This is a genomic window from Shewanella seohaensis (assembly GCF_023283775.1).
GTDB lineage: Bacteria > Pseudomonadota > Gammaproteobacteria > Enterobacterales > Shewanellaceae > Shewanella > Shewanella seohaensis.
This window is the reverse complement of the sequence record NZ_JAKILE010000012.1, coordinates 68,345-83,960: the sequence shown is the minus strand read 5'-3', so window position 1 is coordinate 83,960 and position 15,616 is coordinate 68,345. Positions and strand designations below refer to the sequence as shown.

General features: G+C 49.6%; 8 protein-coding genes and 1 pseudogene. 2 read left to right on the top strand and 7 right to left on the bottom strand.

What is annotated here, in order from left to right; all coding sequences use genetic code 11:
• Positions 1-63: 63 nt before the first annotated feature.
• A pseudogene (locus tag L2713_RS14480) lies at positions 64-1,700 on the bottom strand (methyl-accepting chemotaxis protein).
• Positions 1,701-2,046: 346 nt separating this feature from the next.
• Between L2713_RS14480 and L2713_RS14475 the strand changes: the two are divergent.
• Entirely contained in the window at positions 2,047-2,775 is a 729-nt protein-coding gene (locus L2713_RS14475; protein WP_086903284.1) for a DUF3334 family protein, read from the top strand.
• Positions 2,776-3,026: 251 nt separating this feature from the next.
• Positions 3,027-4,067, top strand: a complete 1,041-nt coding sequence (locus tag L2713_RS14470; protein WP_086903285.1) for a LacI family DNA-binding transcriptional regulator — start codon at positions 3,027-3,029, stop codon at positions 4,065-4,067.
• Positions 4,068-4,179: 112 nt separating this feature from the next.
• On the opposite strand, the gene L2713_RS14465 is transcribed toward L2713_RS14470, so the two are convergent.
• The 6 genes from L2713_RS14465 to recC form a co-directional block, all read right to left on the bottom strand.
• Positions 4,180-4,818 (bottom strand): 3'-5' exonuclease, encoded by a 639-nt coding sequence (locus L2713_RS14465; RefSeq protein ID WP_248968362.1) that lies wholly within the window; start codon positions 4,816-4,818, stop codon positions 4,180-4,182.
• 81 nt (positions 4,819-4,899) lie between these two features.
• Entirely contained in the window at positions 4,900-5,349 is a 450-nt protein-coding gene (locus L2713_RS14460; RefSeq protein WP_248968361.1) for a hypothetical protein, read from the bottom strand.
• Positions 5,350-5,492: 143 nt separating this feature from the next.
• Positions 5,493-5,873, bottom strand: a complete 381-nt coding sequence (locus L2713_RS14455) for a hypothetical protein (RefSeq protein ID WP_315973164.1) — start codon at positions 5,871-5,873, stop codon at positions 5,493-5,495.
• Positions 5,874-5,937: 64 nt separating this feature from the next.
• A complete protein-coding gene (gene recD / locus L2713_RS14450; protein ID WP_248968359.1) occupies positions 5,938-8,073 on the bottom strand; it encodes an exodeoxyribonuclease V subunit alpha in 2,136 nt (711 codons plus the stop codon).
• Complete coding sequence (gene recB / locus L2713_RS14445) at positions 8,070-11,897, bottom strand: exodeoxyribonuclease V subunit beta (RefSeq protein WP_248968358.1); 3,828 nt, start codon at positions 11,895-11,897, stop codon at positions 8,070-8,072. Before recB ends, recD begins: the two co-directional genes overlap by 4 nt.
• A complete protein-coding gene (recC, locus tag L2713_RS14440) occupies positions 11,897-15,598 on the bottom strand; it encodes an exodeoxyribonuclease V subunit gamma (protein ID WP_248968357.1) in 3,702 nt (1,233 codons plus the stop codon). Before recC ends, recB begins: the two co-directional genes overlap by 1 nt.
• Between the last annotated feature and the right edge of the window lie 18 nt (positions 15,599-15,616).

Genomic DNA, 15,616 nt, shown 5'->3' with positions numbered 1-15,616 from the left:
TAAACTAAAAGAGGACGTTCTAATACGTCCTCTTTGGTGTAGTGTGGCTTTATCTCAATGGGGTTAGATTTTGAATTGGCCTAAGGTGTGCGACATATCTTGGCTGATATCCTGCAATGACTGCGCCGCGCGGCTATTGCCTTCGTTGGCCTTGACTGAGACTTCGGTTAATTCTGAAATATTACAGATATTACGATTGATTTCCTCCGTCACCAGCGATTGCTCCTCGGTCGCGCTGGCGAGTTGAGTATTCATGTCGCTGATATGGGCGATAAGTTGCAAAATTGCCGCCATGGCATTGCCCGCTTCACGGGCTTTGGCTTGCAATTCATCGGATTGAGTCTGTGTTTGGCTATTGCTCTTCATCACAGAGTTCACGCCCATTTGAATATCCGAGATGATTTTTTGGATTTCATTAGTGGAGTCTTGGGTGCGATTAGCCAGTGCGCGCACTTCATCGGCGACCACGGCAAAACCGCGGCCATGGCTACCCGCGCGGGCGGCTTCGATGGCGGCATTGAGGGCTAACAGGTTAGTTTGTTCGGCAATAGAGCGAATGACATCGAGGATACTGCCAATTTGCGCCGAAGATTGCCCAAGTTTTTGGGTGATGACTTCTGATGCTCTTAACTCTTGCACCAGTTTTTCGGTATCACGCACCGTATCATCGATCACCGCTTGGCTTTGCTGGGCCTGATTTTTCACGCTGTTAGCGGCATCGGCGGCCTGCTGGGTGTTGCTTGCCATCTCATGGGTGGTCGAGAGCATCTGATTCACTGCGGTTGCCACGCTACCGGTTTCACGGTGGATATGCTCGGCGCTTTGGTTCGATTCTTCAACGGCCAACATTAACTGCTTAGCATCATTGTCGAGTGACTGTCCCAATGGCTGCAGATGGCCCACCATGTCGCCAATCTTCTGGGCAAACAGGTTAAAGGCGTGGGCAAGGTGCGCCACTTCATCTTGACCCTGGGTACTCAAACGTTGGCTTAAATCACCTTCACCTTGGGCAATGTCCTCAAGGGCGTGAATAGCATCATTTAAAGGGGAGGTAATGGAGTGATTTAATACCAGGAAGAAAGCGAAAATAGGCACAGAAATTAAAAACATGATAATCAAATAATCGATAATCACGCTATCTAGGCTGTCTTTCACATCACTCAGATAGGCTCCAGTGATGACTGTCCAGCCCCATTCTGGGTAATAGCGTGCCTCGGCGAGTTTGTCTTCGATGACTTTAGATGCAGGGTTGGCAATCGGGTATTCCAGCATGGCCTTACCCTGTTGCCGTGCTTGAGACAGCATAGTGATCAGCGGATTGGTGCCATTGGGCAGCTTAAAGTTTTGCGCGAGGTGCCAATGAGGCTTGGATTTTCGCCGTGGGCCAAGATTTGGTTGTTATCGTCGATCACAATAAAGTAGCCGACACCAGCATAGCGGGTCTGGTCAATAAGTTTTGCCGCCGCTTGTTGTGCTTGTGACTCTGTTAATTTTCCGCCGACGGCATCTTGGCGGTATACGTCAATCACACTCAGGATACTGCCAAGCTGGCCATCGATTTGCAGCCATTTTTGCTCAATAAGATTGCTGTATTGCTCTTTAATGGAAAAACTCGCAAAACAAACAGTACCAATGGCCGCCATTACTAGCATCATCATGAGTCGTTGCAAAATGGTAAATCGGCGCAAGAATGTGATCATTTAGGTTCCTTAAGGTGCAAAAGAATGGTGTCCAATATACCTTCGAATCGGTATCAAATGAATCAAACTTGAGTTTATTTCGTGTAAAGCCGTTAAGAATATTAGGATTCTTTGATCTCGAGCAGAATATTGTTGTGCATCGTGTTCAATCGATGATTTTATCGCTAATCTGTGATTTTTAAAGCGCCAGCAAGGCGAAAATCATACTAAGTATTGAACAAATTCAATTGGTTATGTGCTTAACGAACACCGCTGTATGCGCAGTGTTTCTAATTAGTTGTTTTAGTTTTGATTTTTTACTCTTTTACGCGCAAGATTAATCAACTGTTAAGTTTGAGAATCGATTATGACGACAAATACTATTGTGACTTCTGATGACATTCTGTTGAAGTTATGCCACTCAGTTGCCCACGTGTTATCCAGCACCAGTGCCAGCCATGTAAGCCACGCCGGCATGGTGCAGAGCATCGCCCGTACCCGCTTAAAGCCCGATTTAGGCTGTTTTTCGATTTTTGATGGTGGCTTTTCGGGCCTCGTCGTGATCAACTTTTCTGCCCCTGCAGCCATCGAAATTTACCGCCGTTATATGCTCAATATGGGGATGCCGGAGGAAGAGCTTGCCTTCTCCCACACTTCCGATGAAGTGGGTAACGTGATGGGCGAGTTGATGAACCAAATCTTGGGTGACTTTATCAATAAGATTTCTAAGGAACTGCAAACCTCCATTAGTCAAAGTCAGCCAAAAATGTTAACGATAAACAAAGAGTTGACCATTTCCATCGATGCAAACTTAGACGATGCTGTCGCCAGACGCGTGTCGTTTAAAACTGAAAATAATCATATTTTCTACCTCGAATTTGCCATGGATAAGACCGAGTTTATCAAGCTGGATGAGTTTGAATTCGACGAAGAGTTCGATCCTGACAGCTTGCTCGAACAGCACGGTTTAGGCACAAACGGCGCTCAAGGCGCGGATACACCATCGCCTTGGAGTCGTATGGCGGACAAACCTGCGATCAGTCAGCAGCACGCAGGCATGGATGCCGATGACTTGCTCGATGAGCTAGGCATTTAGTTCGGGATTTAGCTCTAGATTTAATACTGGCTGGCTCATAAGCTCGGCATCGCATTTTCTTAGGTATGTAAAGGTTAAGTATTTGCAGAATGTCGATACAAGTATGCTTGTATCGACATCACAAAACCTTAGTATTCCCACTAAGATATTGATCTCTGCTAACTTGTTAGTCAGTTGTAAACCCTTCGGCTATACAAGTCATTCGAACTGTTTTAGTATCGCCACAAAATAATAATTATGGTGACCTTGCTATGGCATCGAAAGCGACCTCAATCGATATTGCTTATCGTGCTGGTGTATCCCAGTCTACGGTTTCCCGAGCCTTGAGAAATAGTCCGTTAGTCAATTTAGAAACCCGTCAGCGGATCCAAGCGATTGCCAAGGAACTCAATTACAAAGTCGATAAAAACGCCAGTAACCTGCGCACTCAAAACAGCCATACCTTAGCCCTGTTATTGTGTGAAGACCCCACCAATGATGATTCACTCATCAACCCATTCTTTCTGTCGATGTTAGGCTCAATCACGCGGGCGACAGCGCAACAAGGTTATGATTTACTGGTGTCATTTCAGCAGCTTTCCAGCGATTGGCATGCCGATTACGAAGATAGCAATAAAGCCGATGGCATTATCTTACTGGGTTACGGCGACTATATGGATTACGAGCAAAAGCTCGAAAAATTGCTGGCACAGAACACCCACTTTGTGATTTGGGGCGCGGAGCATAACAATAAATCCGTATTATCCATCGGCTGCGATAACCATCAGGGCGGTTTGATCGCCACTGAACATTTAATTTCCCTCGGGCGTAAGGATTTTGCGTTCCTCGGTGGCGCATCGAGTCATTGCCCTGAGTTTAGGGACAGATATTTAGGTCATGTCAAAGCACTGCAGTGCGCTGGACTGACTGTGGACCCTCGCCGACAGATTTCGGCTATCAGCACCGAGGGTGCTGGTTACGATGCTGCCCTGGAGTTGCTTGATAAAGGATTGAATTTCGATGCGATTTTTGCCGCCAGTGATTTAATCGCCATCGGTGCGATTCGCGCCTTAAAAGAGAAGGGGATCTTGGTACCCGAGCAAGTCGCCGTGGTGGGATACGATGATATTCCCGTGGCAAGCTTTGCCAATCCGCCGCTAACAACCATTAAGCAAAATACCCAGTTAGCGGGTGAGATTTTAGTGGAAAGCTTACTCAAGCTTATTCGTGGTCAAGCTGTGACCCCGCAATTAATCCCAACGACCTTAGTGGTACGCAGCTCCTGCGGGATTGATCATACGCCGCTCGCTTGAGTCGCATCCAGTTTGATTTAATCACTAAGCCGAGTGTTAACAAACACTCGGCTTTTTATTGGACTTTTGCTAAGCGTGTTAGATAGGAGCGTAAACCTGAATCTCAGGGGGTTTAACCTCTGGCGTACTGGCGCAAAAACTTAGGCACCTCGGCCTTAGTCTTGGTCATGATTTTCTGCATCAGGCTAAAGGGCGGCTCAGTAATCGCATACCCTTGTTTAAGATCGGCCAACATGCGCAGCCATAAATGCCCCGTCATTTCCGCGTCCGCCAAGGCGCGGTGAAAGGTGCCATCGCTTGGTAGCTGCTTATGGCGCACTAGGGTTGCCAACTGATGATTGATAGCCTCAGGGTATAGCCGTCTTGCCAGCAGGAGTGAACAGCCAAATTGACCGGGGTAGTGGTGGCCTATCTGGGCAAATTCGGCATCCAGAAAACGTTGATCGAAAGCCGCATTATGGGCCACCAGATGATGTTTACCGATAAACGCGGCAAAACGTGCCATCACCTCGGCGCAGGGCGCCGCATGGGCGAGCATCTGATTGCTGATCCCGGTGTAATCTTCGATAAAACTGTTTATCCGAAAACCTGGATTCATTAATTCTGAAAAGCGCGCAGTAATTTGCCCTTGTTCAATCAACACTGCACCAATCTCAATGGCGCGCGCCCCTTGATTGGGGGAGAGCCCCGAAGTTTCAAAATCGAGTACCACAAGGGTATTCGCGGGCGAATAGGTTGGCGTTTGGGTCATAAAATCAACTTTATTGGTATGGCACTGTTAAGTATTGAGTTTGTCGTATTATAAGAGTGTTTTATTGAAAAGTTATCTTTTTCAGGTTTGCTTGAAAGTTAAAACCCATTCATCTGATAATTTTATATCATATGAATATGCACCTTTGTGAGCCTTAGTTTTTTCGCTGGAATGTTCAAAATTAGGATTTTCTACATTCAGTCTGTAATGATAGCTGTAACCGCTAAATCCAAAACCAAATCCGGCGCGATAGAGGGAAATCAAACATTTACCATTTTTCTCTGTTACATCTATTCCGGAAATATTCAATTCATCTAAGTAGTCGGATAATGCTTGATTGTTTAAATTATCTAAGTTATTGGTTCTTATAGGTCCATTCTTTGAGTTGATGACACAAGCTAATACTTTAATTTTCTCAAAAATCAGTGTATTTCTATTAAATTCTTCAGTGAACTTTTCTTCATCACTTCTGTTGTCAATAAATGAATAAGCCAACAATGCCAATAATATAACCAATAGAATATATTTCATTTTTACCTACATAAATAATATGACGGATATTGTCTTAATGGAGCTCTATCCAATGATTAATTGATTAAGTAGAGAGTATCTATTCCACAGTCTACTTGACGACTAGCTTACCTGCATACATTTGGTCTGTTGTATTAAGCAAACTAGACTGGGTAATCCAAATCGAGGTTGATATTGAGTCCTAATTGATAGGCGTGGTCTTGCATCAGCTTGGTCATTAACGCGGTATCCGTCAGTTGCGACAAGGTGATGGGGCGAGCCTCCCATCGCGGTGCGTGACCAGCATAATTACAATGGGCAAGGTATAAGCGGTGCTGACTCTGATGCAGGGTAAAAAAACGCATATCACAGGTGGCGGCAATAGTTAAATACGGTTCAAAATCAAGCTCATATACTTGCATTGCATCAAATTCAGACCAACGAATATAACGTGAGCATTCGTAGTATTGTGCGGGTAATTGTGCCTCAGCTTTAATGCTATCAAATAAATTGATGACATCTTGCATCTGGTGCAGCTTAATCATGGCTTGTTCCGTCAATCTAAATCTCCTTTATCTTTAATTTTATTACTGTTAGTCAATGAGTTAACTATTTATTGGTTATGGATTTATCGCGCCAGAGTCTATCGGCTAAACCTGAGGCTCGCTGGGTAGCTTGCAGGCTTGCGCGCTCAAAGACTTGTTGTGTGCCTAAACAGCTAAAGTGTTGTTTTGCACGGGTAATAGCGGTGTAGACCAGCTCCTTGGTGAGCAATTGCCACTGTACTAGGCTCGGATTGGGCGGAAGTACGAGAGAGACTCGATTAAATTCACTGCCCTGACTTTTATGTACCGTCATGGCGTAGCAGGTTTCATGGCTAGGCAGCCTTGCGGGGAGCACTTTAAGCAGTTTGCCATCGGCTTTGATAAAGTGGGCCATCAGGCGCTCTGGCCTGTCTTCATCCTGTAAAATCAAACCAATATCACCGTTAAACAGGCCTAAGTTATAGTCGTTGCTTTGGATAATAATTGGCCGGCCAAGGTAAAACTCTTGCTGAGGATGGATAAACTTGGCCTGAGACAGCGCTTTAGTCACGGCTTGATTGATACCTTCGACACCATAATCGCCACTGCGCATGGCGCATAGGATGCGATATTGGTTAAAGCGGGCAATGGCTTCGATGGCGCTTGGCACACTGCTTGGATCTGAAACTTGCAGCGGACGTAAATACTCGGCGTATTGCTCACAGGCTTGTGTTAGCAGAGCGTGCAGGCCAGTGTTGTTTGCAGGCTCGCTGATTTTGGCTTGGGTCTGGCTCAGATCCATACCGTGTTCTAGCCAACTAAGCTCGGCTAGTCCCCGTTGCCATACGGCCAAAATCCCGGCGAGATCGGAGCGATTCACCGCACTGGCTAATAGGCCAATGCCCGCATCGCCTTTAAATCTGTGGCTGTGGGTCAACATACACAAACTGTCACCAATCTTTGGCTCGCGATGAATATAGGCACGCAGATCAAAACCTGTGAGCTTGCTCAATTGCTCGGCCTGGGCTTGGCTATAACGCATTCTCCATTCAGAGTATTGTTCCGACTCGTGTTCCGACTCGTATTTTAGCCCTGCGCAAATATCGGCGAGCACGGCGCCTGCTTCAACCGAAGCGAGTTGGTCCTGATCCCCAAGCATTATCAAACCCGCCTGTTCGGGAAGGGCCGTGAGCAGCTTATACATCATAGGCAAATCGACCATTGAGGCTTCATCGACAATCAAGAGATCTAGCCGCAGGGGATTGCCCTGATGGTGACGAAACTGCGCCGAATTGGGGATAACCCCCAGCAGACGATGTAAGGTTGATGCTTCTTCCGGCACTTGCTTGAGCGCGGCTAACAGTGCTTGGGTTTCGTGACTGTGTACTTGCTCGTTTGTCGCTTGAGCCTGTTTGAGCTCCTGCTCGAGTCTTGCTTTCGAGGCCTTTATCGATTCACTTAATCGGGCGGCGGCCTTGCCTGTCGGGGCGACGAGTCTTATCTGTTTTGGTGAGTCTAATTGCTGTAACAACAGTAATTTAGTTACTGTGGTGGTTTTGCCCGTACCCGGGCCGCCGGTGATCACCGCCAGCTTTTTGCCGAGCGCCGTTGCCGTCGCGACCTTTTGCCAGTCGATATGAGGCTCAAGGGCTGATGTTGCATGGGAAGATGCAGCGCTTGGAAATAAGTAATCGAGCTGCCTACGTAGCGGCGCATCTGAATCTTTATCGGTGTTGTTGACGGGTTGACTCGAAGAGAGCCTCGTCAGAGCGCTGGCCACCTCGGTTTCGAAATGATGATAACGCTCAAGATAGAGTCGGCCGCCATCAAAAATCAGTGGCTTATTGCTGTGAGGTTCACCAACCGCCTCAAAATTTTCTAGCCTTGCAATCAGCTCTGGCAGACTCAAACGGATCTGGCAGTGATTAACCGGCTCTGCCAGCGGATTGGCTGGCACTATATGTTCGAGCACTAGGCAAGTATGTTGGGCCGAGAGCTGTTGACTTAACAGGGCGCAAAGAAGCATAAACAGCGGCTCTTGGGCGTCATTAGGGTGAAGCCTTGCCATCTCGAGGGCAAAATGGCGATCCAGCGGGGTGATCAGCCGCTCCTTTTCCCAGTATTTGAGTAGCTCTGTGAGCGGCGCCTTGAGTCTGAGTGCGCCAACTTCGACCCATGGGGTTGATGGGGCTTTAGGGTGATTGAGTTCGCTGCTGATCATGCCATTGCTCCCGTATCCAGTTGAGCATCGAACTTTTTATTGGAGTCAGTTGTTGTCTCTAGGCTGCGCTGAAACAGCGCATCTAAGGCCAAAATCAGCGCCTTGGGCGGTTTATCGTAATAAATACCAAAGCCTGGATATTGCACCGACATTCCCCGTAAAAACAAATAATAACAGCCGCCAATATGGGTATCGTAATCATAATTGGGCAAGCGCATCGCTAAATAGCGGTGCAGGGCGAGGGAGTAGAGAATATATTGCAAATCATACCTATGGTCGCTAATTGCCTGTTTTAGCGCACTATGATGATAGGCCTGAATATTATCCCCCAGATGGTTCGACTTATAGTCGGCTATATAAAACTTTCCTTGATATTCAAAGGTTAAGTCGATAAAGCCCTTAAGCATGCCCTGTAACTCGTCAAACTGCAGCTCGGTGTCGTAGCCAAATTGCCCAAGGAGTTGGTTAAGCTCTGTATCCTTTAAGCGATTCAGAGGTAGGTAAAACTCCATCTCGACTAAGGTGTGCTGCGGCGTGAGTGCGGCTAAACACAGCTCGGGATTGATAAGCTGATTATCCTGCGTCATTAACGCCAGCGGAGCTTGCAATACCTCAAGGTACCAATCTTCTAATACGGGTTGCCATTCGGGGGCAATGCCATATTGCAACATGGCCTTAGGTAGCTCTCGGGGGAGGTCGATTGGAGCTTGGGTAAAATCAATTAACTCAAGCACTAAGTGCATAAAGCTACCCGCGTTGGCGCCGCGCTCAAAACTAAAGCGATTGAGCAGAGGTTGCGCTTGCGGATCGGCAGCCTCTTGCAACAAAGCCTCTTGCCACAAGGGATCTGCCCATAAGGGATCAGTTGCGCTGTTTGCGGTATCTGTACCCAATACGGCGTTGACTTCATCATCGGCGCCGGGTGTGGCTTTAGCGTGGGGCGCATTTTTAACTAAGCCGGAATAACTGCCGACGCGCCATGGAGTGCGATACTGACGGCTGACCTTACGGGTACTCAAGGTGTGAGAATCACTTCCCCCCGTATGCAGCTTGTTAGCCTCAATGTCATCGGCCACGACTTCTATGCTGATCGCAGGCTGACTCGACTCGAGACCCGCGACCAGCGCGTTGGCGGCATTTTGCAAACGCGAAAAATCACAATCAGTGTCAGTGATCCCAAGCAGATAACCGATGGCGGTTTCATGCAGCTGGCTTTTAAGCCCCGCCTTTAACATGCGGCTATGGTTGGCGATGTACAAATAACACAGGTACACGGGGCGGGTGAGCGCCACATAGAGCAGACGCAGATCTTCGGCTAAGGTTTCCTGCTTTGCCTGTTCCCAACCCTCATCTGTGCCTTCTAAATCCCACACCAGTTCCTGCGCGCCATCGGCATTGGTTCTGTGGTAGAGCATAGGCGTCGGGCGGCGGCGATTATCCCGCGCGAGGCTGACAAAGGGCACGAAGCACACTGGGTATTCCAGCCCCTTACTCTTATGGATAGTGACGATTTGCACTAAGTTTTGCTCGCTTTCAAGGCGTAGCTGCTGCTCATCAGTTCCTGTGTTATCAATCAGTTGTTGCTCATACCAGTTGAGCAGGGCACTGATCCCATCAATTTCGGTCGCCTTTTGCTGCAACAGCTCGGCTAAGTGGCGAAAATCCGTGAGTCGACGTTCGCCATTGTTCGATTCAAGATGAGCGGCTGCATCTTGGTCCGCTTGGTCAGTGCTTGTCGAAGCGGGGGAATATAGCAGCCGCGCAACCATCTGGGTGGCATTGGCTAGGCTGAGCAGCGCCGGCATAATGCCACGTTTTTGCCAAATCTGGTGCAGCTCAAAAAACTGCTCTAGCAGTCTTTGGCGCTGCTCTTCATCTTGGTTAAAGGCATGAATTTGCTCGGCGCGATAACCAAGCAGGGCGGTCGCAAGGGCGCTACGCAGAGCGCGCTCGTCCTTGGGGCTGGCCAAGGCACGCAGAATGAGCGCCATTTCCCGCGCTTCGACGGTTTCAAATACGCTGTCGCGGCTTAAAAAGACGGCGCCAATCTGGCGCTTGCTCAGCGCGGTTTTCATCACGACCGCTTCGTTTCTATCGCGCACTAAGATGGCGATATCTTTGGCAATTAATGGCCCTTTGGGCGTGCTGCATTGGCCATTGGCGGCCTGCGTCAGTAAACGGGTGATTTCGGCGGCGGTGTCTTCGGCCAAGGTTTGCCGCGCACTGGCCTTATTGAGCCCAGCTTCGCCTTCACTCAAGAGTTTTAACCGCAGCGCGGCGCTATTGGGCGCATGCTCAACGAGTTGTTTGGCTGCCGCACTGGCAGGCGTTTTAACAGGATCGAAGGGAATCGATTGGCTGATAAAAGGATCCGAATGCTGGGCAAATAAATGATTCACGCCGACCACCAGATTGCGACTCGAGCGATAGTTAGTGTCGAGGAAATAGTGCGCCTCGGTTTGTCTGCGCGCCTCGATATAGGTGTAAATATCGGCGCCGCGGAAAGCATAAATCGCCTGTTTAGGGTCGCCAATCATCAGCAGGCTTAATTTGCTATCCGTGCGAGGCTTAGGTTCAGCAGCCGCCGGATCTAGAGTATCAATCCCCAAACGGGTTTGATAAATCCCTGAGAAAATAGCAAATTGCAGTGGATCCGTATCTTGGAACTCATCGATAAGCGCCACGGGGAAGCGATTCGCCACAGCCTTAGGCAAAGTGTCGGGATTGGCCTGCATTGCTGCTGCCAAAGTGGTGAGCAGATCATCGGGTGTCAGTACATTTTTTTGCTGTTTTTGCTTGGCAAAACGCTCGCTGATCCCTTGTTTGGCGCTATAGAGAAATGCGGGTTTTATCGCGTTAATCAGCGCGGCTAACTGCTCCATATGATCAAGCAGCGGCGCCTCGCTCGCGCTTGGGTGCACGCCGCCTTTATTCAGCTTAAGCTCGGATAACGACAGCGCTTCGAGCACTTTAAGCGGCGGCAAGCCGTGGCCAAAGGCTAAGAAGTTGTCCAGTTGGTCGAACATTTCCGCCAATTTGGGGTAATTGTCGCTCGCCTTACCAAAACGTTGACCGTTAAGCGGCAGGCTATGAAGTAACTCTAACAGTGCGTCGCGGCCACGCGGCCAAGCGAGTTTAAAGCGCTGCACACTCTGGCTTAAGGACTCAGCCAAACGAGCAAAGGGCTGCACGGGTTGAAGCGGTTTGGCCTCACTGGCACCGAGCAAGGCTCTCAGCTGTTTGACTAATCCGTCGGGGTCGCCAAATTCGCTGGCAATAATTTGGGCTAAATACTCCGGCAACGGATAGCAGGCCTCACGCCAAAAATCCCGTACCGCATGGTGCAAAAACTCACTGTCGTCCAAGGTGAAATCCGACTCGAACAACAATGATGATTCGAAGGCGAGATCGGCCAAGATCCGTTGGCAAAATCCGTGAATGGTAAAAATCGCCGCTTCGTCGAGGGATTTGAGCGCTAAATCGAAGCGTCTTAGGGCGATAGCGCGCTCGGCTTCAGGGGTCTTATCGTACAGCGCCTGAACAAAAGGATCGTTAATCTCAAGCCCTAAGAAACACTTAAAGGCCACCTGAATGCGGCGGCGAATCCTGTCCCGTAGCTCCTCGGTGGCGGCATTGGTAAAGGTCACGACCAGAATTTGTTCACAATTGAGCGGTTCGCCTAAGCCATCCCCAAGCAGTAATCTGAGATACAGGCCTGAAATGGTATAGGTTTTACCCGTGCCCGCACTGGCCTCGATTAAGCGACTGCCGCCAAATGGCAGGGTGAGCGGATCTAACGGTAAAGCGGGTGATACCTTAGTCATCAGTCTGCTCCCTCTGTCGTGGCGGTTGGGGCTTCATTCAGGGCAAATTCCTCGAGTTGGGCGAGGGTATCCTTGTGGTACAGGCTAAGCATTGGCCGATAGATGTCATCGGCGAGCTTGCCAAAATGTGCCTCGGTAAAGTCGTCGGGAAAATGAAACAGCCGCTGATAATGGGGATCTGTGCCTTCACCAAGTTCACCTTGCTCGTCCAGCCATTCGCTTTGCGCCGCTTCGAGCCGGGCCTTGTGCGGGTCTTTGCTTGTCTGTGGGTCTTCTTCATCCACCTCAGCGCTGGCATAGGCGAGGGAGGTTCTTGGCATAAAACACAGGGGATGAATTTGTCCCTGATAAAAAAGCTGTAATAAGTTGGCGAGCTGCGCATGGGCAAGCGCTGGCGTAATGGGCGCGAGGGCATGAAAATGCCCCATATCCAGCAGATAGCTAGGTTGCAGGTAGCTAGGTTGAGCCACTCCTGCGGCCATCAAACATAAATGACGTAAATACAAGGCTAAAATGTCCCGCCCATGGGCACTGCCGGGTCGACAAGTGACCAATCCTTTAGGGCTGATATCATCGATTCGACCTTCGAGGATCACCCGCTTGGCTTTTAACTGAGTTCCAGAGTTCTGATGGGGTAACTCAAAGCTGAGCCGAATATCGGCATGCCGGGGAGCGACATCGCCGCGCATAAACAGGGTTCTGCCAATCAGCGGCGCGATATCATGGCTGTATTGGCGCAGTAGCAGATCATCAAAGGGCTGCATAGGCAAATTACCGCTGGCTTTAAGGCGTTGTAACAGTTCAGTGCTGGGCTCGTTTTGTCCTTGCTCAAGCGCATCGCCAAGGAGCTGAGCCTGTAATAAATAACGCTCTAACGCATTAAGACTAAAGGGCTCATCGTTATCATCTGCTTGAATATTCAGGTTTAAATCGACTTTCAGGGTACGATTAAAGAAATACTGCGCGGGATTGCGAAAGAAGCGAATAAAGGCCGAGATATCGACATGCTCTGCTTCGCCAAGGGGCTCAATATCCTGAACACTATCACCAATTGCGTCATCTTCGAGCACTATCTGGGTATGGGCTTCAATAAATCGGCCATGCTGCAACTGGCTATTGCTATCGGGCGGACACCACTGCTGGCTATAGCTCTGCTTTATCCCGTGGAAGGTGGGGGCTTGCGCCAGTGCTGCTTGATACAGTTTAGGATCAAAAGGTTGCAGCGGCTGATGGCTGACAATAGCCTCAAGCAATGCCTGTTGGGCATCTTCGTTACTGACAGTAGAAGCTTGCGCCGCAAGGGATTCAGGCAGATAACATAACTGGCAATATTCTATTAGCTCGGAGACCAGCATAGATGGAATACGCTCAGAGTTATCCCGTTCGCTACGGCCAATATAACTGATGTAAAGCTGCTCCCGCGCCGAGAGTAACGCCTCTAAAAACAGGTATCTATCATCTAATCTACGGGAACGATCGCCTTTGCGCGCACCAAAATGGGCCATCAGATCGAAGCCCACAGGATGTTGCACTCTAGGATAGACACCATCATTCATCCCCAGCAGACAAACCACCTTGAAAGGAATCGAGCGCATCGGCATTAAGGTACAAAAATTTACGCTGCCCGCGAGGTATCGCTGGCCGACGCGTGACTCGGTTAAGCGCTGATTAAACCAAAGCGCCAGCACTTCGATGCTTAAATCTAAGTCGTTGGCTTGTGCACCCATATCGGCAGGGCTGGCGGCAAGCAGCTCTTGCTCTAAGGCGGCAATCGCATCGCGAATTTCTTGCAGCTGCTCTCGCTCGTCCTCATCGGGGGCGTAAAAGGCATTTAACAGCTCGGTGAGTTCGAGTAACCGCAGTGAGGGCGCTTGCGCCTTGGCTAATACTTGGGTGGTCTCATCGAGGACTTCAATAAAATTCAACAGTTTGCCAAGGGCCTGTGCCGATTGGCCCTCCACCCCAGCCACCGTTAAATAGTGCATTCCCTGCGGAGATGATTGATAGAGCGGCGCATCGTCCCTTAAGGCGTAACCTAAGATTAAGCGTTTTATGCCAAAGGCCCAGGAGTTTTGCTCGAAGGCGGGCACACCCTGTTTAAGGCGGCTCTGTTCATCGCGGCCCCAACGCACCCCTGCTTCATCTAACCAGCGGCGAATGAGTGGCAGCTCGTCTTCTTCGAGCTGAAAACGTCGCAAAATGGCTGGGACTTCGAGAATGCTTAAAATATCGGTCAGTCCGAAGCGGCTCTGATTAATATTGAGTAAATTCAAAAAGCTATTTATGAGTGGTGATTCCTGCGCCGCGCCGCGGTCGGCAATGGCGTAGGGGATATATTCCAGTCCCTGTTTGGCCGCAAACACTGCATCGATATAGGGGGCATAAGCGGCGACATCAGGCATCATTACCACTATGTCTTTGGGCGTGAGTTGGTTGTCGCTATCCAGCAGGTCGAGTAAATGATCGTGCAGGGTTTCGACTTCCCTAAGCGGGCTGTGGCAACTCTTGATTAGAATCGAATCATCGTCGGCAGTTAATACCCGGCGATTCGCGACTTCTTGATATAGCTCAGCATCTGGCCCGAGTACGCGGTCGAGTGTCTGCATTTCTAAGATATCGTATTGCACACCAGCCAGCATACTGGCGCGAGCGTGGGGATCGTTAGGATCGCCGCAGGGCTCGCAGTACACATCGTCGCCAAAGTCACAGTGTTCTGGGGGCAGCTCGAGCAGCATATCGAGTAATTCGCGGCCCATCTTGCCATTGTTGGCGAGCAGGGGATTACCGACTTCGAGTTTATCTTCCCATTGCTCGGCTAATTGGCGTTTTCCGGCATATTGCAATGCCATACGCGCCCGATGGCGTGGGTCGATAATGTCGCCCCAGTAATGCTGACAGGGGCTAAGGCTTAAGATAATCACATCGATGCGGCTCGCGAGCTGGTGGAGCACATCGATGGTTTGGGGCGCCATAGAGGAGATCCCAAACACAAATAAACGCTGCGGCAATTTTGCGAGGGAATTGGCGCTATCCCCCAATGCAGCAATCAAATCCTGATGCAGATTGGCCCTGTGGTAGTGGCTTTGACGCAGCTCATCGCGGTTGTAGGCAATCAGCGCGCGCCAGAGGATGGGTTGCCAGCTTTGCTCCTCATTCAATTTGAGCGATTCGAGCGGTTCATTGGCTTCCCACGCGGCAATCCAGTCGGGGCGGTAAACCAAATACTGGTCGAAGATATCGGCGATGCGGCCGCAAAGTTGGTAAAGCTTAATATCATCGGCGTTTACGGCGCTAAGCTGATGGTTGCTATGGGTGTCAGCCGCGCTGGATTCCACCTTGTCTAGGGAATGGCCCAAATAATGGCGCAGTGGCCCAAAGGAAGGTTCATCCAGTAGCCGTGGCAGTAGTTGCATCAGCTTCCAGGTCATTGCCGCCTTAGTGAAGGCGTTTTCCTTGGGGACATTGGGGAGTAAATCGTGGCACAGTTGCCAAATAAAGCTGGAAGGTAGTGGGAACTCCAGCGCGGCGGCAATACCATTTTGTTTTGCAATTTCAAGGCGTAACCAAGTCGACATCCCAGGGCTTTGTACCAAAATATGCTCACTTTGCAATAACCCCGCGCCGGGTAGCGGCTGGCGCAAATACGCGGCAAGATGGGCACAGAGCACTTCCATTTGATTGGATTGGATTAACTTCAGCATATTCGACTCACGATTTGG